This is a genomic window from Pseudomonas sp. FP1762 (assembly GCF_030687105.1).
Classification (GTDB): Bacteria; Pseudomonadota; Gammaproteobacteria; order Pseudomonadales; family Pseudomonadaceae; genus Aquipseudomonas; species Aquipseudomonas siliginis.
On the sequence record NZ_CP117458.1, the window covers coordinates 2,449,112 to 2,467,439 of the forward strand.

The 18,328-nt window shown below is 60.4% G+C and carries 21 protein-coding genes; 14 read left to right on the forward strand and 7 right to left on the reverse strand.

Annotated features, from left to right (window positions below):
* Window positions 1–62 precede the first annotated feature (62 nt).
* The 5 genes from PSH90_RS10840 to PSH90_RS10860 all read left to right on the forward strand — a co-directional run bounded on the left by PSH90_RS10840 (window position 63) and on the right by PSH90_RS10860 (window position 4,065).
* On the forward strand, window positions 63–1,037 hold the full coding sequence (locus tag PSH90_RS10840; protein WP_095179625.1) for a zinc-dependent alcohol dehydrogenase family protein: 975 nt from the start codon (window positions 63–65) through the stop codon (window positions 1,035–1,037).
* Between the two features lie 28 nt (window positions 1,038–1,065).
* Entirely contained in the window at window positions 1,066–1,407 is a 342-nt protein-coding gene (locus PSH90_RS10845; protein ID WP_056784844.1) for an antibiotic biosynthesis monooxygenase, read from the forward strand.
* A gap of 164 nt (window positions 1,408–1,571) precedes the next feature.
* Window positions 1,572–2,273, forward strand: a complete 702-nt coding sequence (locus tag PSH90_RS10850) for a DUF695 domain-containing protein (RefSeq protein WP_056784847.1) — start codon at window positions 1,572–1,574, stop codon at window positions 2,271–2,273.
* A gap of 42 nt (window positions 2,274–2,315) precedes the next feature.
* The gene (locus PSH90_RS10855; RefSeq protein ID WP_041480563.1) at window positions 2,316–2,750 is read left to right on the forward strand and encodes a VOC family protein; all 435 of its coding nucleotides are present in this window, start codon (window positions 2,316–2,318) and stop codon (window positions 2,748–2,750) included.
* Window positions 2,751–2,919: 169 nt separating this feature from the next.
* The gene (locus tag PSH90_RS10860) at window positions 2,920–4,065 is read left to right on the forward strand and encodes a sensor histidine kinase (protein WP_305382716.1); all 1,146 of its coding nucleotides are present in this window, start codon (window positions 2,920–2,922) and stop codon (window positions 4,063–4,065) included.
* Between the two features lie 39 nt (window positions 4,066–4,104).
* On the opposite strand, the gene PSH90_RS10865 is transcribed toward PSH90_RS10860, so the two are convergent.
* Window positions 4,105–5,961, reverse strand: a complete 1,857-nt coding sequence (locus PSH90_RS10865) for an ABC transporter ATP-binding protein (protein WP_305382717.1) — start codon at window positions 5,959–5,961, stop codon at window positions 4,105–4,107.
* A gap of 298 nt (window positions 5,962–6,259) precedes the next feature.
* Here PSH90_RS10865 and PSH90_RS10870 point away from each other — a divergent pair, with 298 nt between their 5' ends.
* The 3 genes from PSH90_RS10870 to PSH90_RS10880 are packed head-to-tail and all read left to right on the forward strand — an operon-like array spanning window position 6,260 to window position 8,147.
* The gene (locus tag PSH90_RS10870) at window positions 6,260–6,910 is read left to right on the forward strand and encodes a hypothetical protein (protein ID WP_305382718.1); all 651 of its coding nucleotides are present in this window, start codon (window positions 6,260–6,262) and stop codon (window positions 6,908–6,910) included.
* On the forward strand, window positions 6,910–7,338 hold the full coding sequence (locus PSH90_RS10875) for a phage holin family protein (protein ID WP_305382720.1): 429 nt from the start codon (window positions 6,910–6,912) through the stop codon (window positions 7,336–7,338). Before PSH90_RS10870 ends, PSH90_RS10875 begins: the two co-directional genes overlap by 1 nt.
* Window positions 7,335–8,147, forward strand: a complete 813-nt coding sequence (locus tag PSH90_RS10880; protein WP_305382721.1) for a DUF3618 domain-containing protein — start codon at window positions 7,335–7,337, stop codon at window positions 8,145–8,147. Before PSH90_RS10875 ends, PSH90_RS10880 begins: the two co-directional genes overlap by 4 nt.
* Before the next feature lie 369 nt (window positions 8,148–8,516).
* Here PSH90_RS10880 and PSH90_RS10885 read toward each other — a convergent pair whose 3' ends face one another.
* Window positions 8,517–9,410, reverse strand: coding sequence for a LysR family transcriptional regulator (locus tag PSH90_RS10885; RefSeq protein ID WP_252869251.1), 894 nt, complete (start codon window positions 9,408–9,410; stop codon window positions 8,517–8,519).
* 131 nt (window positions 9,411–9,541) lie between these two features.
* Here PSH90_RS10885 and PSH90_RS10890 point away from each other — a divergent pair, with 131 nt between their 5' ends.
* Window positions 9,542–10,753 carry an MFS transporter gene (locus PSH90_RS10890; protein WP_370695124.1) on the forward strand — a complete coding sequence of 404 codons (1,212 nt, stop codon included), beginning with the start codon at window positions 9,542–9,544 and terminating at the stop codon, window positions 10,751–10,753.
* A 1-nt stretch (window position 10,754) separates the two neighbouring features.
* Here PSH90_RS10890 and PSH90_RS10895 read toward each other — a convergent pair whose 3' ends face one another.
* On the reverse strand, window positions 10,755–10,913 hold the full coding sequence (locus tag PSH90_RS10895) for a DUF2986 domain-containing protein (protein WP_081932631.1): 159 nt from the start codon (window positions 10,911–10,913) through the stop codon (window positions 10,755–10,757).
* A gap of 127 nt (window positions 10,914–11,040) precedes the next feature.
* On the opposite strand from PSH90_RS10895, the gene PSH90_RS10900 reads away from it, so the two are divergent.
* The 3 genes from PSH90_RS10900 to PSH90_RS10910 all read left to right on the forward strand — a co-directional run bounded on the left by PSH90_RS10900 (window position 11,041) and on the right by PSH90_RS10910 (window position 13,583).
* Window positions 11,041–11,532: an anti-virulence regulator CigR family protein gene (locus PSH90_RS10900; RefSeq protein WP_305382723.1), complete on the forward strand. Its 492-nt coding sequence runs from the start codon at window positions 11,041–11,043 to the stop codon at window positions 11,530–11,532.
* A 153-nt stretch (window positions 11,533–11,685) separates the two neighbouring features.
* Window positions 11,686–12,660, forward strand: a complete 975-nt coding sequence (locus tag PSH90_RS10905) for a quinone oxidoreductase (RefSeq protein WP_305382725.1) — start codon at window positions 11,686–11,688, stop codon at window positions 12,658–12,660.
* Window positions 12,657–13,583, forward strand: a complete 927-nt coding sequence (locus PSH90_RS10910) for a LysR family transcriptional regulator (protein ID WP_305382726.1) — start codon at window positions 12,657–12,659, stop codon at window positions 13,581–13,583. Before PSH90_RS10905 ends, PSH90_RS10910 begins: the two co-directional genes overlap by 4 nt.
* A gap of 507 nt (window positions 13,584–14,090) precedes the next feature.
* On the opposite strand, the gene PSH90_RS10915 is transcribed toward PSH90_RS10910, so the two are convergent.
* Together PSH90_RS10915 and PSH90_RS10920 are read right to left on the reverse strand one after the other, a co-directional pair.
* Window positions 14,091–14,567: a hemerythrin domain-containing protein gene (locus PSH90_RS10915; RefSeq protein ID WP_016774305.1), complete on the reverse strand. Its 477-nt coding sequence runs from the start codon at window positions 14,565–14,567 to the stop codon at window positions 14,091–14,093.
* A gap of 256 nt (window positions 14,568–14,823) precedes the next feature.
* Complete coding sequence (locus PSH90_RS10920) at window positions 14,824–15,039, reverse strand: PLD nuclease N-terminal domain-containing protein (RefSeq protein ID WP_041480553.1); 216 nt, start codon at window positions 15,037–15,039, stop codon at window positions 14,824–14,826.
* A gap of 171 nt (window positions 15,040–15,210) precedes the next feature.
* Between PSH90_RS10920 and PSH90_RS10925 the strand changes: the two genes are divergently transcribed.
* Complete coding sequence (locus PSH90_RS10925) at window positions 15,211–16,338, forward strand: saccharopine dehydrogenase family protein (protein ID WP_305382728.1); 1,128 nt, start codon at window positions 15,211–15,213, stop codon at window positions 16,336–16,338.
* A 1-nt stretch (window position 16,339) separates the two neighbouring features.
* On the forward strand, window positions 16,340–16,837 hold the full coding sequence (locus PSH90_RS10930; RefSeq protein WP_305382729.1) for a DUF2269 domain-containing protein: 498 nt from the start codon (window positions 16,340–16,342) through the stop codon (window positions 16,835–16,837).
* On the opposite strand, the gene PSH90_RS10935 is transcribed toward PSH90_RS10930, so the two are convergent.
* A complete protein-coding gene (locus PSH90_RS10935; RefSeq protein ID WP_305382730.1) occupies window positions 16,820–17,272 on the reverse strand; it encodes a thiol-disulfide oxidoreductase DCC family protein in 453 nt (150 codons plus the stop codon). The genes PSH90_RS10930 and PSH90_RS10935 overlap by 18 nt on opposite strands.
* A gap of 51 nt (window positions 17,273–17,323) precedes the next feature.
* Window positions 17,324–18,244, reverse strand: coding sequence for an AraC family transcriptional regulator (locus tag PSH90_RS10940; protein WP_305382731.1), 921 nt, complete (start codon window positions 18,242–18,244; stop codon window positions 17,324–17,326).
* Between the last annotated feature and the right edge of the window lie 84 nt (window positions 18,245–18,328).

The following is an 18,328-nucleotide window of genomic DNA, read 5'->3' on the forward strand; positions in this document are numbered from 1 at the left end:
TTTTTTTACTACAGGATATCGAGAATTCTCGATATCCCTCTTTATCGATACGAGGTTTTGCCATGAAAGCGATGATTCTGAAATCCTTCGGCGGTCCTGATTCGTTCGAACTCAGCGACGTGTCCAAACCGGTTCCGCAAGCGGGCCAAGTGCTGGTCCGAGTGCACGCCACTTCCATCAATCCGCTGGATTACCAGGTTCGGCGCGGTGACTATCCCGACCTGGTGCCGCTGCCAGCCATTACCGGTCACGACGTGTCGGGCGTGGTTGAATCCATCGGGCCGGGCGTCAGCGCTTTCGCGCCGGGCGACGAGGTCTGGTACACCCCGCAGATATTCGACGGGCAGGGCAGTTATGCCGAGTACCACGTCGCAGCCGAAAGCATCATCGCCAGGAAGCCTGCTTCTCTGAGCCACCTCGAGGCGGCCAGTCTGAGTCTGGTCGGCGGTACGGTTTGGGAAGCGCTGACCGTGCGCGCCGTGCTCCGCGTTGGCGAAAGCATTCTGATCCACGGCGGCGCCGGCGGGGTCGGCCATGTGGCGATTCAGGTGGCCAAAGCCATGGGCGCCAGGGTCTTTACGACCGTGCGCGAGGCCAACGCCGAGTTCGTCCGCAGCCTGGGTGCCGACGTGGTGATCGATTACACCCAAGAGGACTACGTCGAAGCGATCATGCGCGAAACCGCCGGGCATGGCGTTGATGTGGTGTTCGACACCATCGGCGGCGATACCCTGTCCCGCAGCGCCGACGTGCTCGCTCAGCTTGGCCGCGTGGTCTCGATCGTCGACATCGCGCAGCCACAAAACCTCGTCCAGGCCTGGGGCAAGAACGCCAGTTACCACTTCGTCTTCACCCGGCAGAATCGCGGCAAGCTCGATGAATTGAGCGCGTTGGTCGAGCGCGGCCAGTTGCGGCCACATGTGGGCGCCGTCTATTCGCTCGCCGACATCCCGCTCGCCCACGCTCGACTGGAGAGCGCCAACAACGGTCTGCTGGGAAAAATCGCCATCGCCGTCGAGCCTACGCTCATCGTCTGAATCCGCTCACTGATTTTGGAGAAGCATCATGGTTTATGAAATCGCAGTCCTGCCCGTTCACCCGCAACAGACTGAAGCCTTTCGACGGGCATTTGCCGAAGTCGAACCGTTGCTGACCCGCGCCAAGGGATACGGCGGCCACTTGCTGGCGCAAGGTATTGAAACCCCCGAGCAATTCAATTTGATCGTGCGCTGGCAGTCACTTGAGGACCACTCACCGGGGTTTGAAGAGAGTGACGACCACCAGCGGTTCATGCTGGGGTTGGAGGATTATTTTTCGGCGGAACCGATGGTGTACCACATTGAGGGTGGTGCTTTTCCGGGTGGCGACTTTGGCGTATCGGACAGCGGAGCCAGCGTAGGCCTCTGAGTGAGTATGTGGCTGTTCGTCAGAAGCGGCTGTGGCTGGTCGAGCACTGCTTGTGATGAATTGCCACATTAATTCCGCCTCGGCCTGTTCATGGAGCAGGGGTGGCAGGCAAAATGCGCCGTTTTCCATATGTCTCGTACTGCAGCTCATCCAAGGAAGGCCACTTGAAAGTCATTCCCCACGCTTCCCTGCGCCCTGAAATCTGGCCAGCCGTTGTTTTATTGGTGCTGGCAAGCCTGATCACGTCCGGCTGCACGCGCTCCCATTCTCCAAAATTGGTGGAGCGCGATCCGTGTCTGGATTCCGGTCCAGCGCATACAACGGCCTACAACAAATGCGTGAGCGAGCGGGAAGAGCGCCGCGCTGAAGCGCTCAGAATACTGCTCAGTGATGATCCTGCTGACAATCCGCAACGGCAAGTGGCCGTGACAGGCGACAGCGATTTCCAACCGTCTGATTTTCCTGACGACCCAATGCCAGCGAGTTTTCGCATGCCTTCCGACCTGAATCTCAAGGATACCCGGGCATTTCCTTACAAGGCTCGCATCAGCTGGAAATACGTGTCGGATCGCTTCCTGCCGAGTTCAAAGGAATCCGCGCGGATGATGCGGGTAGACCGCCTGATTAAGGCGGCCGTAACGGCGGATGGGTTCGCAAAGTGGGGGTGCACGGTCACCGGCGGAAAGCGTCAGGTGTGGGTTTTCTACACCCTGGACGACGCGGCCTTTGTCAGCCGTGTGCAGGCAGCTCTGGCGCAGACCGGGCCCTATCCGATCGAGTTCAGCAGCCGTAAACAGACGGATGTGAATGCTGAGGTACCGAACACCGAGCAAACTCGACTTACGCCCAAGCGATGCCTGGAGTGAAACAACCCTCGCTGCATAAGCTTCTGAAACGGATTTATCGCCATGCTTGAACGAAACAAACTGGTTCCTGAACTGATGGTCACCGAGCTGTCGAAGAGCTTGGCGTTCTGGGTGAACTGTCTGGGCTTCAAAGTCGCCTATCAACGCCTTGAAGACGGTTTCGCCTACCTCGATCTGAACGGCGCGCAAGTGATGCTGGAGCAATTCGATCCGCAGGCCGGCCAGTGGCTCACCGCGCCTCTGAGCAAGCCTTTTGGGCGCGGCATCAACCTGCAAATAGATGTAGTCGCGGTCGCACCTGTCCTCGAACGACTCGAACAAGCTGGTTTTCCACTCTTTCGAAACTGCCAGGACACCTGGTATCGCGCAGAAAGTGTTGAAACAGGGCAGCGGGAATTCATTGTGCAGGATCCGGACGGTTATCTCGTCAGGCTGGTTGAGCGATTAGGTGAGCGGCCGGTCTGGGCCGCGGAGTAGGTGAGGTCCGCGACACTTCAGCCCTGGATTTTCCTTCCGCGTTAGCCCAGCGCTTTGATGGTAGGCTGCATAACGTCAGCCGTACCTTCTGTACTCCTGAGTTTGCTTTTTTAGCTGTCTGCGCCGGTTCGCCTCATAGCGTTGATGGATTGCCTTTAGGACCACAGCCATGCGCCTGCCAGATTTCATTCTCGAAAACCTAGAGCCAATCCTGCAGGCCTGGGAAGATTTCGCCCGCACCATCGAGACACCAGGTGCGGAACTCGATAACGTCGCACTGCGCGATCACGCCGAGCAGATGTTGCGCGCCATCGTTATCGATCTGCGTAGCAAGCAGACCATCAGCGAGCAAATCGCCAAGGCCCAGGGTCATGCGCCGCGCGACGATGAAGAAACGGCTGCGGAAACCCACGCGGTGACGCGGCTGATGGCCGGTTTTACCATCGATCAGATGGTGTCGGAATACCGCGCGCTGCGCACCAGTGTGCTGACCCAATGGCTGCGTCAGGTCAAGGATGGCAAATCAGTGAATGTCGACGACATGACGCGCTTCCACGAAGCCATCGATCAGGCGCTGGCCGAGTCGATTGCCAGCTACTCGCGCGCCGTCGAGGCGTCGCGCAATGTGTTTCTGGGGATTCTCGGCCATGACTTGCGCACGCCACTGGGGGCGATTCTGCTTGGTGCGGATATGTTGCGGCGTACAGAGACTGCCGACCCGCGCACCAGCAAGGTGGCCCGGCAGATCTACGCCAGCGTGCAGCGCGCCAGCGAGATCGTTGGCGACCTGCTGGATCTGACGCGCTGCCAGATGGGGCCGGGAATTCCGGTGAAAAAATCCCTGATCGATCTCAGCCCTGTATGCGAGCGGGTGATCGAGGAAATCCGCGCCTTTCATCCGCAGGCCAACGTGCGGTTCGATGCGAAGGAAGCGGTGATGGGAGCCTTCGATGGCGCCAGGATGGAACAGGTCTTTTCCAACATCATCAGCAATGCGGTGACCCACGGCGACATTAAGTTTCCCGTCTCGGTCGAGTTGCAGGTCCGCGAGGATTGCGCGGTGTTCACCGTACATAACGGCGGTGAACCGATCCCGGAGGATGTATTGCCGTTCATCTTCAACCCGATGGGGCGGTTCTCGCAGCGCTCCGTGGTTGATCACGGACCGGTTGCCGGGCTCGGTCTGGGCCTGTTCATCGCCTCGGAAATCGTTGCCTCACATGCCGGCTCCATCGAGGTCAGCTCTGACCTGGACGGCGGAACCGTGTTTCGCGTAAAGCTTCCGGTGGATGCCGAAAGCCCCGTCTCCATCTAGGCCAATCGATGGAGAGCCGGCCCCGGCCCTCCAGCCTGATCACTCCTCCATCACCTCAACCAAACCCCGATCCTCACCGAGGAACCCGCCGCTCTGGTGCTGCCACAGCCGCGCATAGGTGCCGTTCTTCTCGAGCAATTGCGCGTGGGTGCCTTGCTCGATGATGCGGCCTTCGTCCATGACGATCAGCCGGTCCATGGCCGCAATGGTCGACAAGCGGTGGGCGATGGCGATCACGGTTTTGCCGTGCATCATTTCATCGAGGCTTTCCTGGATCGCGACTTCGACTTCCGAGTCCAGTGCGCTGGTGGCTTCGTCGAGCAGCAGGATCGGTGCGTTTTTCAGCATCACTCGGGCGATGGCAATGCGTTGTCGCTGCCCGCCGGAGAGCTTGATGCCGCGTTCCCCGACCAGCGTGTCGTAACCGCTGTGGCCCTGTTTGTCGCTCAACTGGCTGATGAAACCATCGGCCTGGGCGTTTACTGCCGCGCGATGGATGTCTTCGTCGGTGGCGTCCGGGCGTCCGTAGGCAATGTTGTCCCGGATCGAGCGGTGCAGCAGTGACGTGTCCTGGGTGACCATGCCGATCACGCTGCGCAAGCTGTCCTGGGTGACCTCGGCGATGTTCTGCCCATCGATGCGGATCTCTCCGCGATCAACGTCATAGAAGCGCAGCAGCAGGTTGATCAGCGTCGACTTGCCCGCACCCGAGCGGCCGACCAGGCCGATTTTTTCGCCGGGGCGAATGTGCAGGGTCAAGCCGTCGAGCACCTGGCGTTCGCCGTTGTAGTTGAAGCTGACATTGTCGAAAACCACTTCGCCACCGGCAGGCTCAAGCACCTTGGCATCCGGCGCGTCCTGGACTTTCGGGCCGCTGGTCAGGGTGGCCATGCCGTCCTGCACGGTGCCGATGTTTTCGAACAGCGAAGTCATCTGCCACATGATCCAGTGCGACATGCCGTTGATGCGCAACGCCATGGCGGTGATCGCCGCAACAGCGCCGGTGCCGACTTCGCCCTGATGCCACAGCCACAGCGCGTAACCGCCGGCACCGATAATCAACGCGACCACCAGCGCCTGATTGACGATCTCGAACTGGCTGACCAGCCGCATCTGGCGGAAGCCGGTGAGCTTGAAATCCTCCATCGCCGCACGGGCAAAATGCGCTTCACGCTTGGAGTGCGAGAACAATTTGACCGTGGTGATGTTGGTGTAGGCGTCGGCAATCCGCCCGGTCATCGAGGAGCGTGCATCGGCCTGTTCCTGGCCGACCTTGCCCAGACGCGGCACGAAATACACCATCGCCAGCCCGAACAAAACGATCCACGCCAGGAACGGCAGCATCAACTTCAACGCAAAGCCACCGGCCAGCGCAATGATCGCGATGAAGTACACGCCGATGCCGGGGAGGATTTCGATCAGGGTAAACAGCACCTCGCGCACCGACAACGCAGTCTGCATGACCTTGGTCGTGACCCGGCCGGAGAACTCGTCGGAGAAGAACGACAGACTTTGCCGCAGCATCAACCGGTGAAAGTCCCAGCGCAGGCGCAGCGGCAGATTGATCGCGAGGATCTGGTGCTGGACCATCGTGCGTAGCGCCACCAGCCCGATGCTGACTACCAGCACAATGCCGATGCCCCACAACACGCGGCTTTCCTCGTCACCAGCAGCGCCGCCAGATTGCCAGGTCGAGAGCAGGTCCACCACTTGCCCGAGGAACGAAAACAGCCATGCCTCGTAGATCGACACGCTGGCGCTGAGCAGGGCGAAGGCCAGGATGTAGCCGCGCGCCCCCCGGGTGCAGGCCCACAAGAAGCGCATCAGACCGACTGGCGGTGGCGGCGCCTCGTCGGGCGGGAAGGGGTCGAGCCTTTCTTCAAACAGGCGAAGCATTGCGGTCTCCGAAGTGATCAGGGTGTGGGGATTCTGCCATCTATCGGCGGCGTTGAGGGTTTCACTGCCATCATCTGGATGAACCCCCGTGCCTTGTCTTGACCGCAGACCGGCGCAGAAGCTCAACACAATCCTGCCAAGCGCAACCTTTCGTCACTGATCCAGACCTGATGTCGCACGCTCATCAACCTCTTTGAACTCTCGCGCAAGCTGCTCCGTCATCTCTTATGTGGGGGCTCGAGGCAATGTTGCCGTGTAGCTCCGTTTTTCCGTTTTCAGTGAGAAGGCGAGGGGCGACATGAATACTTCAGACAGCAGGTCAGGGTATGAATCAGGTGATCCCAACGGCAAGCCTGAGCAAAGTTTTGATCATTTGAAGGACAACGTCAGCGAAGCACTGGGCGGTGCGCGGCAGCAGGCCGATGCGCAATTCGGCCAGTATCGCGACACGGCGGCCGAGCAGATCGAAGCCTTGGCGCAAGGGGCGAAAAGCTTTGTCTCGGAGCTGCAGGACAAGGACACGCTGGGCATGTCCGACTACCTGACCGACATGGCGGACTCCATGACCGGGCTGGCAGGCAATCTGCGTGGCAAGAGTGCCGAACAGTTGCTGCACGATGCAGCGGATCTGGCGCGCAGCAATCCGGGATTGTTCATCGCCGGCAGCATTGCCATCGGTTTTGGCCTGTCGCGGTTTCTCAAAGCAGGCACCTCTGCAGCAGCGACGGTCAGTGCCGAATACGATCCGGCGGCGGGCTCCACCTCGACGCCACCGCCAGCCGATTACGGCGCGCAGCGGCCCTATGAATCGTCAGTGCCGCCATCGGCCCACGCCAATCCGGGACTGGCCACCGGCATCACCCCGACCTCGCCCAGTGACAGCGATCACCCCTCTGATTTTGCCGCGGCTTCCGTACCGCACGCACCCGACGCCAAAGGAGAACTGTGATGAACAGAGATGAATCTGATCTGAGCGGGGCAAGGCCCCTCGGCCAAACGGATGACGCCTCCGTGGTCGGCCTGTTGCGACAACTGTCCCGCGAGGTACCGGCCTTGTTCACCAAGGAACTGGCACTGGCAAAAGCCGAACTGCACAACAGCCTCAGCACGCTGAAGGCGGGCATCGCTGCGGTGGCCGGCGGCGCGATCGTGTTCCTCGCCGGCTTCATCATTCTGTTGATGTCGGCGGTGAACGGCCTGAGCATGTTCATGGCGCCATGGCTGGCCGCGCTGATCGTCGGCGTGGTGGTGATGATCATCGGCTTCGCCATGCTGCAATCCGGGAAAAAGCAATTCGAGCCATCTCACTTCAAACCTGATCGCACCCTCGACGCCTTGAACAAGGATCAGGAAGCGCTGCGGAGGAAAGTCTCATGAAAAGCGAACTGGATATCGAAGCGGAAAAAAGCCCGGAGCAGATCGAGCGCGAAATCGATGCGCAGCGCGCCAGCATCGGCAACATCGTCGATCAACTGGAGAGCAAGTTCACCCCCGGGCAGATGATCGATCAGGCCTGGGGGATGATGCAGAGCAACGGCTCGACGTTCTTCACCAATCTCGGCACCAGCGTGCGCAATAATCCGGTGCCAGCGGTGCTGACTTCCGTGGGGCTGCTCTGGTTGATGATCAGCCAGAATCGCCCACCCGTGCCGCAGCCGACCTATCGCAGCGGGCCGGATCAGGACAAGGCCGGCGAGTGGGCCGACGGTCTGGCCGACGGCATCGACAGTGCGCGCGCGCATTTGCACTCGACCTCGGATTCGCTGAAGGAGGGTTACCAGTCACTCAAAGGCAAGGCCAGCCACCTTGGGGAAAACGTCGGTGCGGCGAAGGAAAACCTGAGCCATGCGATGCATGACGCCGGTGACCGGTTGTCGCGCAATTCGCAGGTGCTCGGCCAGCAGTTCAGTCACCTGCTCAAGGAGCAACCGCTGATGGTGGCTGCCACAGGGGTCGCCTTGGGTGCTTTGCTCGGCGCGGCGTTGCCGACCACGTCCACTGAACAGCGCTACATGGGCCGCACCAGCGCTGGCATCGTCGACAAAGCCAAGCAAAAAGCTCAGGAAGGTTATGAAGCCGTGCGTGACACGGTGACCCGAACCACTGAACAAACCGAAGTCGAAACCAAACCGGATCCGGCGCGGCCGTCTTCTTCGGATCTGTCGCAGGGTCTGGGTACATCCTGACGGGGAGAAACGAGGGAGGCCTGCAATGGGCCTCCCTTCGTCGTTGTACGGCGGTGATTCGGTGCGCCGCTGTGGTGAGCCAGCCTGTGAAAACGTAGCCTTGACCCGGATCATTGTGAGAGCGAGCCTGCTCGCGAAAGCGGTGTGTCATTCAATGTGGATGTATCTGATCTGGCGCCTTCGCGAGCAGGCTCGCTCCCACAGGGATTTTGGTTGCGCTGAAGATTTTGGCATTGCCCCGGACCATTGTGGGAGCGAGCCTGCTCGCGAAAGCGCTGGGTCAGGCGATGATGAGGTTGAATGTGCCGACGCCTTCGCGGGCAAGCCCGCTCCCACAGGGATTTGGCTTGGATTGAAGAGTTGCGTTTGTCAGCGGTTGTATTTCAGTGCTTCGACAAACGCCGCAAACGCTGCCGAGCCCTGGCGCCGGTTCGGGTAGTACAGGTGATAGCCCTGAAACGTCGGGCACCACTCTTCCAGGACTTCCACCAGTCGTCCGTCCGCCAGATACGGCGCGACCAATTGCTCGGGCACGTACGCCACGCCGATGCCATCCACGGCGGCATTGAGCACGTGCATGATGCTGTTGAACACCAACTGCCCGTCGACCTTCACGCTGAAATCCTGACCCTTGTGCGCAAACTCCCAGGCGTATATCGCGCCGGCCGGTTGGTGGCGGATGTTGATGCAGGTGTGTTCCGTCAACTGATGCGGCGTGGCGGGGGCCGGGTGGCGGGCGAAGTAATCGGGCGAGGCGACCACGGCCAGGCGCCAGTCCGGACCGATGCGCACGGCGATCATGTCTTTGCTGATTGACTCACCGAGACGGATACCAGCATCGAAGCGCTCCTTGACCACATTGGTGAAACCATAATCGACGTAAAACTCCAAGGTGATGTCCGGATAGTCCTGCAAAAACTTTGCAAGCATCGGCCGAATGCACAACTCAATCTGATCGTCCGTGCAGGAAATCCGAATGGTGCCGCTGGGCTTGTCGCGCAATTCGCCAAGGGCTTCGAGCTCGGCGCTGATCTGCTCGAACAGCGGCGCAATCGAACGCATCAAGCGTTCGCCAGCCTCGGTCGGCGAGACATTGCGCGTCGTGCGAGCCAGCAAGCGGATACCCAGACGCTGCTCCAGCGCGCGGACCGTATGACTCAACGCAGAGGGCGTGACGCCGAGGCGAGCAGCGGCTTTGGTGAAGCTTTGATCCTGGGCCACCGCCAGAAAGGCCTGCAGGTCATTGACTTTGGCGTTGCTCATTGCTGAATTTTTCTCAAAAGCACATGAAGATTACCGCTACTAATCAAGTTAAGCCCGATCCGTCAAGCTTTGCAGCCTGAGTAGCGGGGCAGAAGTGCCTCGACCATTTGTACTTCCAAACAGGTTTTTGCATGACGGCCCAAGCAATCGACAACCCGACAAACCAGCCCATGGGCGTGTCCACTGCCGGCGAGCAACCGGCGTACTGGAGCGGCGTGTTCGCCATGACCTTGTGTGTCTTCGCGCTGATCGCCTCCGAATTCATGCCGGTCAGTCTGCTCACGCCCATGGCCACGGACTTGCGCATCAGCGAAGGCCTGGCCGGCTACGGCATCGCCATCTCCGGCGCGTTCGCGGTGCTGACCAGCCTGACGATCACCAGGCTTGCCGGTTCGATGGATCGCAAGCGCCTGTTGCTGCTGTTGACGGCGCTGATGTGCGCGTCCGGGCTGGTGGTGGGCCTGGCGCCCAACTACACGGTGTACATGATCGGTCGCGCATTGATCGGCGTGGTGATTGGCGGCTTCTGGTCGATGTCAGCGGCGTTGGCAATGCGTCTGGTGCCCTCCGCCAGCGTGCCCAAGGCATTGGCAATTTTTAACGGCGGCAATGCTTTGGCTACGGTGGTCGCGGCGCCGCTGGGCAGTTATCTCGGCAGCGTGATTGGCTGGCGCGGGGCGTTTTTCTGCCTGATACCGGTGGCGTTGATTGCGCTGCTCTGGCAATGGATCAGCTTGCCCGCGCTGCCGGCCGCGCCACGCAAAGCCAGCGCAGCCAACGGCTTTGCGTTGTTCAAAAGCCGCCGGGTGGCATTCGGCATGCTCGGCGCCGGCCTGTTCTTCATGGGCCAGTTTGTGCTGTTCACTTACCTGCGACCGTTTCTGGAAACCGTGACCCGGGTCGATGTTTCGGTGCTGTCGATGATTCTGCTGGTCATTGGTGTGGCCGGGTTTATCGGCACCGTGGTCATCGGTTCCGTGTTGAAGAAGGGGCTGTATCGCGTGGTGATCGCCATCCCGCTGTTGATGGCGATGATCGCAGTGGCGCTCATTGGGATGGGCAGTTCAGTGGTCGCGACGTTCGTGTTGCTGGGCGTGTGGGGATTGATCGCCACGGCGGCGCCGGTAGGCTGGTGGTCTTGGCTGGCGCGCACGCTGCCTGACGATGCCGAAACCGGCGGTGGGCTGATGGTGGCGGTGGTGCAGTTGTCGATCGCTTCGGGGTCGACCGTCGGTGGTCTGCTGTTCGACGGCAGTGGCTATCGGCTGACCTTCTTCGCCAGCGCGGCATTGCTGGTGCTGGCGGCGCTGATGACGTGGCTGACGTCGCGGCAGAAAGCCTGACTCAGCTCTCGGTATTTTCCACTGAAGCCTGCGCGGCTTCGGCTTCCAGCTTCAGGCGGTCGGCCTTGCAGATGTACTTGGGCTTTTTCGGCGCCAGTTTGGCGTTGGCCTTTTTGGCTTTTTCCTTGAACAACTGCTGCAGCTTCTTTTGACGATTCATGATTTTTCGATCGCGGGTGGAGAGGGTGGGAATCCTGACGCAAGGCCGAGTGGTCAGCAAGGAGAAATCCACTAAGCTGAGCACATTCCCCCCAACTCAAGAGCACCCCAAACCAAAGGAATCGCACATGAGAAAAGCTCGCAGATTGATTGTCGCGCTGTCTTGCCTCGCGCTGGTAGTGGGCAGCACGACTGCACTGGCTGACCCCGGCAATGGCAAGGGCCAGGGCGGCCAGGGCAACGGCAAGGGCAAACCGCAGAACATGCAGGATCATGGTAAACAGGGTGGGGGCGGTCAGGGCAATGGCAATAAAGGCCAGCAACACTCTGGCAATGGCGGCGGTGCTCCGAGCATTGATCGCGGCAATATTCTCGGCATCGTCGGCGGCTATCGCGGCGAATACTGGAATCCGGGGCCAGCACTGCCGCCGGGCATTCAAAAGAATCTGGCGCGGGGCAAACCGCTGCCACCGGGCATCGCCAAGAAGCTGGACGGGCGGCTGCTCGGCCATTTGCCTCACTATGACGGCTACGAATGGCAACAGGTTGGCACCGACCTGATCCTCGTCGCGCTGGCTACCGGGCTGATCTACGAGGTGCTCAACGGCGCGTTCGATTGATTCTGCAAAGAGGAGTGGCAGCACCTGCCGCTCCTTTTTTATTCACGCATAGCTGCATCAGATGCAGCAATGAACTGCATTCAGATTGGGTTGTTCGTTGAATGTTCAGCTTTCAGACTGAGCGCAACGGCTAACGAATGAATGGAGATGACCATGGCCAACGCAATTCGCTTCACCGCAACCGGCGCACCGGACGTCCTGCAACTGCACACTGTCAGCGAACAGACCCCCGGGGCTGGCGAGGTCTGGCTGGAGCAAGCGGCGGTGGGCGTCAATTACCTCGATGTCAGCCAGCGCAAAGGTGCAGTGCCGGTGGCGTTGCCTTCGGGGTTGGGTCTGGAAGGCGCGGGGCGGGTGGCGGCGGTCGGTGCCGGTGTGAGCAATGTCCGCGTCGGTGATCGGGTCGCTTACGCCACCGGGCCCCTGGGCGGTTACGCCTCGGCGCGGCTGTTTCCGGCAGAGCGCCTGGTGAAGATCCCCGATGAGTTGTCGTTCGAAGATGCGGCGGCGGTGTTGTTCAAAGGCATCACCGCGCAGTATCTGCTGAAGGCGACTTATCCGGTCGGGCCGGGCACGACGATGCTGCTTTACGGCGTCGCGGGTGGTCTGGGGGAAATCATGGTGCCATGGGCCAAACACCTTGGCGCAACGGTGATCGGTGTGGTGTCGAAGCAGGCCAGTGTCGACAAGGCTCGCGCGTCCGGTTGTGACGAAGTACTGGTGTTCGATGCCGAAACCCTCGCAGCCGACGTGTTGCGTATCACCGAGGGGCGCAAGGTCGATGTGGTGTATGACCCGATTGGTCGGGTGTCTTTTCAGGCCTCGCTGGACAGCTTACGCCCACGCGGGCTGATGGTCTCGTTCGGCGCGCAGACCGGCGCGCCGGCAGCGGTGAAAATAGCCACGCTGAACGCCAAGGGCTCGCTGTTCCTGACCCGTCCGTCGCTGGCCGCGCACACCGCCACGACAGCCGAATATCAGGAGCGCGCACAAGATGTACTGGCCGCTGTTACCGCCGGTATCATCACGCCGCAAATCCGCGCGCGTTATTCATTGGCTGACGCGGCACAAGCGCATGCCGATCTCGAGGCAGGCCGATCATCAGGGGCGATCATTTTAAAACCATGAATCTGGATGTTCTGAGCAACCCGCACAGCGATGAAATCGCTGCTTTCCTGGCCGTCGCCGCGCAAGGCTCGTTTGTCGCGGCGGGGCGTTTGTTGCAGCGCCATCCGACCATTGTTTCCAAGCGCCTGGCGGCGATGGAGAAGCGACTGGGCGTGCGGTTGGTGGAACGCTCGACGCGACACGTGCGTATCACCGAGGCCGGCCTGCAACTTGAACAACGCTTGCGCGCGGCCGTCGAGTTGATGAACGAAGCGCAGCAACAAGCGGTGCAGGGCGCCAGCGAAGTGCGCGGCACCTTGCGTCTGGCTTTGCCGGCGGCGATGGGGCGCTTGTGGCTGGGACCGCTGCTGCCGGAATTTCTCAAGGCTCATCCGCATGTTTCGGTAATCGCCGATTACAGCGAAGGCCTGGTCGACATCATCGAGCAGGGTTTCGACGCGGCTATCCGCATCGGCGAGCTTGAGGACAATCGGCTGATTGCAAAAAAGCTCAGTGACCATCGGCGGATTCTTTGCGCATCACCGACGTACATCGAGGCCCATGGCATGCCGCAGACACCACAGGATCTGCTGCAGCACAATTGCCTGCGCTTCAGTGGGCTGGCGTCGTTCCCGCTGTGGCGCCTGCATCGCGGCAACGAGGTGCAGATCATCACGCCCCACGGCAACCTGACTGCCAGCGACAGCGAATCCCTGCTCGCCGCCGCGCGCGCCGACGCCGGCATACTCGGTGCTGGCGACTGGCTGATGAGCCGCGATCTGGCGGCAGGTCGGTTGATTCACGTGCTGCCCGACTGGCATCTGGATTCGGCGGGCGGCGTTTATCTGGTCAGGCCGTCATCGCGGTTTCCAGCGGCGGCGGTGGTGGCGTTCAAGGAGTGGATTGAATCCAAATTCGATCCGGCGCCACCTTGGGCGGTTTGATCACAACCTGCATCAAGACCGACACTGACCCTGTGGGAGCGAGCCTGCTCGCGAAAGCGCAGTGTCAGTCATAGATGATCTGGCTGACCTGACGCCTTCGCGAGCAGGCTCGCTCCCACAGGTTTCGTGGTTTGCTAAGGAATTGCCGAACATACGTATATCCAATGTGGGAGCGAGCCTGCTCGCGAAAGCGCAGTGTCAGTCATAGATGATCTGGCTGACCTGACGCCTTCGCGAGCAGGCTCGCTCCCACAGGTTTCGTGGTTTGCTAAGGAATTGCCGAACATACGTATATCCAATGTGGGAGCGAGCCTGCTCGCGAAAGCGCAGTGTCAGTCATGGATGATCTGGCTGACCTGACGCCTTCGCGAGCAGGCTCGCTCCCACAGGTTTCGTGGCTTGTTCAGGAATTGCCGGACATACGTATATCCAGTGTGGGAGCGAGGGCCAGTTTGGGCGCGCAAAAAAAGCCCGGCATTGCCGCCGGGCTTCGGTGTCTTCAACACTTCAAGCGGCGATTTTGTTGGCCGCCATTTCCTTTTTGTGGCTCGCCTTCATGGCTTCCATCTGTGCGCCCAGCTCCTCGAGCTTCGCCTTACCCAGAAGCTTCTGCGCTTTCGGGAACATTTCCTCTTCTTCCTCTTCGATGTGATGCTCCAGCAGCTCCTTGACCACTTTGACCCGACCGGCAAATTCCGGGCTGCCCGGATCGGTTTCCTTCAAATCAGGCAGTACCAGCGAATCCACGGTGCGGTGCTCTTCCTTGGCTTCGTAATACATGATGTCTTCTTCCTTGCTGCCGGCTTCCTTGAACGCAGGGTAGAGAATCTCTTCTTCGAGGCGGGTGTGGATGGTGATTTCCATTTCCAGTTTGCCCAGCAACTCGACGCGTTTTTTCAGCGCACGGTCGGTGGACTCACTCAGTTGGCTGAGGATGGCTTTGACTTTTTCATGGTCGGCTTTGAGAAGGTCGATGGCATTCATTTTTTGAGGCCTCTGCTTTTCACGGATTGAACACAGCGTTCTTTTTTTCGCGCTGCTGTGTATTCAGGAAGAGGCTATCGCAGGACTCGTGCCAATTCGCCGACCAAGTCCACCCCTCGTAAATCAAGGCCTGGCGGCGAAGCAGGCATAACGCCTTCGTGCAGGCTGCAAGATGTCCGCGTGGCGGGCATTGCATATAACAAGCCCGGCAAAAGCCGGGCTGTGGTGATACTTGAGACGGGCCTGCACCCGTGGGTCACCGGTTAGCCTGGGAAGGCGAAATGCGACCGACATGCTTGGGTCCCGCCAACGCCCAGGCGATCAGGCCGAACAGCGGCACGAACACGATCAGCACGATCCACACGCCTTTACTACTGGATTTCCCCTCGCTTTTACGCACCCGGTTGATGGCCCAAAGCTCGATCAGCACGAGAATGACCGCCAATACGATCCACACGGTTTCGATTTGCATAGGCTTAGCTCCTGATGGTCTGTGCGTTAGGCGACGAGAGGGGCGTTGGGTTCATTCTTTTTGCCTTGGACAAGCGGGCGGGGTGATACCCGGTTGCAAAATAAATGTCTGATCGCCGCTGCGGCCTATATCCTCTGCGCCATACGTTTAGGCTGGAACAGGGACAGGGCAATGGCATTCAGGGTGATGGTCGTCGGTGGCTACGGCAATTTCGGCAGCATCGTTTGTCGGCATCTGGCGCTCATGCCAGAGATTGAACTGCTGTTGTCGGGCCGCGATGCGCGCAAGTTGCAGGGCAAGGTCGCTGAGCTGCAAGCGCAATCAGGCCGTCCGTGCGAAGGGTGGTGCGGCGATGCAATGGGCGCAGGTTTTCAAGCGGCGTTGCGAGAGTTGAATGTTCAGTTGGTGGTGCACACCGGCGGGCCGTTTCAGGGGCAATCCTACGCAGTTGCTGAAAGCTGCATCGGCGCCGGTGTGAATTATTGCGATCTGGCTGACTGCCGCACCTTCGTCAACGGCATTGATGTGCTCGACGCCCGCGCCAGGGAGGCTGGTGTGGCCGTGCTCAGCGGTTGCAGTTCGGTGCCGACCTTGTCTTCGGCGATCATCGATCAGCAGCGCTCACGTTTTGCGCGAATCGATTCGATCGAGCATGGCATTTCATCCTCGGCGAAGATGCCGGGGCTGTCCACGGTCGAAGGCGTACTCGCCTATGCCGGTAAGCCGATCAAACAATTGAAGCACGGCCAGGTACACGAAGTGCTGGGCTGGCTCGATCTGACTTTGCGCACGATGCCGCAACTGGGCACGCGGGTGCTGGCCAATGTCGATGTCCCGGACATGGATATTTTCGCTCGCCGCTATGGCGCACAGACGCTGCGCTTCAAGGCTGGCGCCGGCCTGAAGCTCGGCGGCGTCGCCAACGCCTTGCTGGCGCAAGCCTTGCGCTTCGGTCTGGTGCGCGATCATGTGCGCTGGGCGGCGCGCCTGCATCGCCTGGGTACGTGGTTCGAACGTTTCGGTGATGGCAAAAGCGCGATGTACATCGATGTTCTCGGCATCGGTGTCGAAGGCCAGCCGCTGAGCATGACCGCGCAACTCACCGCACTGAATGACAAAGGCCCGGAAATCCCCAGCTGCGCCGCCGTCGCCCTCGCAACCAAAATGGCTCGGGGTTATGTGCCGCAGGCCGGCGCGCGGCCGTGTGTTGGCGAAATCAGCGTTGAGGAATATCTGGCGGCGATCAACGATCCGGCCAACTTGAGCCTGTCGGTTCAATTCTCCGATGGACAGCGTTGAGATGGTCTATCTCTGCCTGAAGTACCTGCATGTAATCGCGGCGATTTTCCTCTTCGGTTTCGGCATGGGCTCCTACCTCTACCTGATCGCCGCCAGCCGCAGCGGCAACCCGCAAGTGATCGCCCATGTCGCAAGGATGGTGGTGCGTTTCGATACGTGGATCACCACGCCGGCAGGGATTGTGCAGGTCATCACCGGCTATCTGCTGATGCGGCTTTCCGGGCTTTCGATGAGCAGTGAGTGGCTGCTGACGTCGCTGATCATTTTCTTCTGCGTAGGCGCACTGTGGCTGCCTGTACTGGTATTGCAAAAGCGTCTGCAGAAGATGGCGCTGAGCGCGGGCGAGGGCGGCCTGCCTCTGGATGATCGCTTTGCAAGCACTTACCGCTGGTGGTTCTGGATGGGCATCGCCGGGTTCGCCGGGATGTTTGTCATCGTGCTGATGATGGTGACGAAGATGACACCGGTGCAACTGGTCGGGTTAACCGTGGGCTTTTAGAAAGCGGCTTTCATGATCCGCTGTTGGCAGCAGGCAAGTGTCGTACTTGCCGAACAGCCGATAGCGGTTCAGCGCGATTCGATCGTAAGCCCAGTCACGCAGGCGGCGCGGGAAAATCCGCAGCAGTTTCAGCGGCTGCCAGCGCATCGGCAGTTGCCCGACCACTGCAAGGAATGCATCTGATCGCTCCCAATAATTGCGGTCGCGGATCACCGCCATGGTATCGAACTCATCCAGCGGCAAACCGGCCCACGCCAGCAAGGCTTGGCCCTCGGGCGATTGCACGGTCGCCAGCCGCACATGGCGCTGACGGTCATGGCGAATCAGAAAGCGCGCCCAGCCGTTGCACAGTTTGCACACACCGTCGAACAGCACCACGGTTTCGCCGGGCTTGAGCAATGGCGCGGAGGTGGGGCGGGTTTTCATGGCAGGCATCGGCGGATGTCCTTGGCGGCGGTTGTCGCGATCATAACCTTGATCATCGGACTATAAGAGTGGATCGCGCCGGTATTGCCCCGGCGATATTCCGTGCACGCGGCGGAAGGCAGCGCCAAATGCCGCGTCGGACAGATAGCCCAGTGAAGCAGCAACGGTCGCCACAGTGTCCCGGCCATTGCGCAAGCGAAACGCGGCGACGCGCATCCGCCAGCGCGTGGCGTACTCGACCGGCGCTACACCCATGCAAGTTTTGAATAACGCGGCGAAACCCGATCGCGACATGCAGGCCATCTGGGCCATTTGCGTCAGGCGCCAAGGCTTCTGCGGAGCAGCGTGAATGGCGCGCAACACGCCGGCAATCGCCGGTTCCCGCAGTCCGCCCAGCCAGGCCAGTTGTTCGGCATCCGCGCTGTTGATGTGATGGCGCAGCGCATGGATGAAGATCAGCCGCAGCAGGTCGTTGCACATCGCCTGCGAGCCAGGCTGATGCGACGGCCACTCGCGCCCCAGTTCATCGAGCAGCCAGCCGAACGACGAAGCGCCTGCGGTTTCGGCACGAATGATCAGCGAGGTCGGCAGCACATCGAGCAGTTCAGTTGCACCGGGTCCCGACAGCGACACGCTGCCGCCCAGCAACTCGACTTCCTCGCCGACGCCAAAGGTCGCCGAGGCGCCGTCATGGGCGAAAACCTCCGCTGCGTTAATCGCTTCGACATCGGCGCCGCTGGCCAGAATGAACGGCGTGCGCGACACCACAAAACAGTCGCCGGCCTGCAACAGTCGCGCCGGCATGCCTTGCATGCGCAGCCAGCATTCGCCTCGTCGCACCACGTTGAATTTCAGTTCGATGGGTTGAAATCGCAGCGCCCAGACGCCTCCCGCTTGCAAGCGAACCGAGCAGGCTGCGCGCAGTTCCGAGAGCGCCAATACGGCAGAAAGTGGATCGCCAGCAGGATTTTGGATGATCACGACAGAAACCTGGATTTATCAGACTGGTTCGTCCCCAGAGCTTAGCCAAGAATGAAGGCCTTCGATAGCTCACTCAGGATTACA

Coding starts and splice junctions, on each gene's coding strand:
- PSH90_RS10880 (WP_305382721.1), top strand. CDS start 7,335: ATGAAAAGCGAACTGGATATCGAAGCGGAAAAAAGCCCGGAGCAGATC.
- PSH90_RS10860 (WP_305382716.1), top strand. CDS start 2,920: ATGCGCCTGCCAGATTTCATTCTCGAAAACCTAGAGCCAATCCTGCAG.
- PSH90_RS10925 (WP_305382728.1), top strand. CDS start 15,211: ATGGCATTCAGGGTGATGGTCGTCGGTGGCTACGGCAATTTCGGCAGC.
- PSH90_RS10895 (WP_081932631.1), bottom strand. CDS start 10,913: ATGAATCGTCAAAAGAAGCTGCAGCAGTTGTTCAAGGAAAAAGCCAAA.
- PSH90_RS10910 (WP_305382726.1), top strand. CDS start 12,657: ATGAATCTGGATGTTCTGAGCAACCCGCACAGCGATGAAATCGCTGCT.
- PSH90_RS10905 (WP_305382725.1), top strand. CDS start 11,686: ATGGCCAACGCAATTCGCTTCACCGCAACCGGCGCACCGGACGTCCTG.
- PSH90_RS10885 (WP_252869251.1), bottom strand. CDS start 9,410: ATGAGCAACGCCAAAGTCAATGACCTGCAGGCCTTTCTGGCGGTGGCC.
- PSH90_RS10915 (WP_016774305.1), bottom strand. CDS start 14,567: ATGAATGCCATCGACCTTCTCAAAGCCGACCATGAAAAAGTCAAAGCC.
- PSH90_RS10930 (WP_305382729.1), top strand. CDS start 16,340: ATGGTCTATCTCTGCCTGAAGTACCTGCATGTAATCGCGGCGATTTTC.
- PSH90_RS10870 (WP_305382718.1), top strand. CDS start 6,260: ATGAATACTTCAGACAGCAGGTCAGGGTATGAATCAGGTGATCCCAAC.
- PSH90_RS10865 (WP_305382717.1), bottom strand. CDS start 5,961: ATGCTTCGCCTGTTTGAAGAAAGGCTCGACCCCTTCCCGCCCGACGAG.
- PSH90_RS10875 (WP_305382720.1), top strand. CDS start 6,910: ATGAACAGAGATGAATCTGATCTGAGCGGGGCAAGGCCCCTCGGCCAA.
- PSH90_RS10845 (WP_056784844.1), top strand. CDS start 1,066: ATGGTTTATGAAATCGCAGTCCTGCCCGTTCACCCGCAACAGACTGAA.
- PSH90_RS10840 (WP_095179625.1), top strand. CDS start 63: ATGAAAGCGATGATTCTGAAATCCTTCGGCGGTCCTGATTCGTTCGAA.
- PSH90_RS10890 (WP_370695124.1), top strand. CDS start 9,542: ATGACGGCCCAAGCAATCGACAACCCGACAAACCAGCCCATGGGCGTG.
- PSH90_RS10900 (WP_305382723.1), top strand. CDS start 11,041: ATGAGAAAAGCTCGCAGATTGATTGTCGCGCTGTCTTGCCTCGCGCTG.
- PSH90_RS10920 (WP_041480553.1), bottom strand. CDS start 15,039: ATGCAAATCGAAACCGTGTGGATCGTATTGGCGGTCATTCTCGTGCTG.
- PSH90_RS10935 (WP_305382730.1), bottom strand. CDS start 17,272: ATGCCTGCCATGAAAACCCGCCCCACCTCCGCGCCATTGCTCAAGCCC.
- PSH90_RS10855 (WP_041480563.1), top strand. CDS start 2,316: ATGCTTGAACGAAACAAACTGGTTCCTGAACTGATGGTCACCGAGCTG.